1 protein-coding gene is annotated in these 237 nt (G+C 62.9%); it reads left to right on the top strand.

From position 1 onward, the window contains the following. Window positions 1-237: MarR family transcriptional regulator (locus SB822_RS60895; RefSeq protein ID WP_410859628.1), on the top strand; the 237-nt coding region annotated here is incomplete at both ends.

Here is a 237-nt window from a genome sequence, read left to right as displayed (position 1 = left end):
CGATGGAGCTTTCCACGGCCGCGCGCAAAATGCGTAACCTGTTCGATTCCCGCGTCCGGGAACGCGGGCTGACGCTGGCACGTGCCCGCATACTCCTGCTTCTCGCCCAGCAGCGCGACTGGAATCAGCGCGAGCTGGCAGATGCTCTGGAAATCGAGCACCCTTCCGTGGTGCGCCTTCTGGATGGGCTTGAAAAGCAGGGGTTGATCTATCGCGCCGCGGTTGAAAGCGATCGCC

It is taken from the genome of Paraburkholderia sp. SIMBA_054, from assembly GCF_046534875.1.
Lineage (GTDB): Bacteria > Pseudomonadota > Gammaproteobacteria > Burkholderiales > Burkholderiaceae > Paraburkholderia > Paraburkholderia hospita.
Note: the sequence above shows the minus strand (reverse complement) of the source record. Positions and strands in the feature narration are given on the sequence as shown.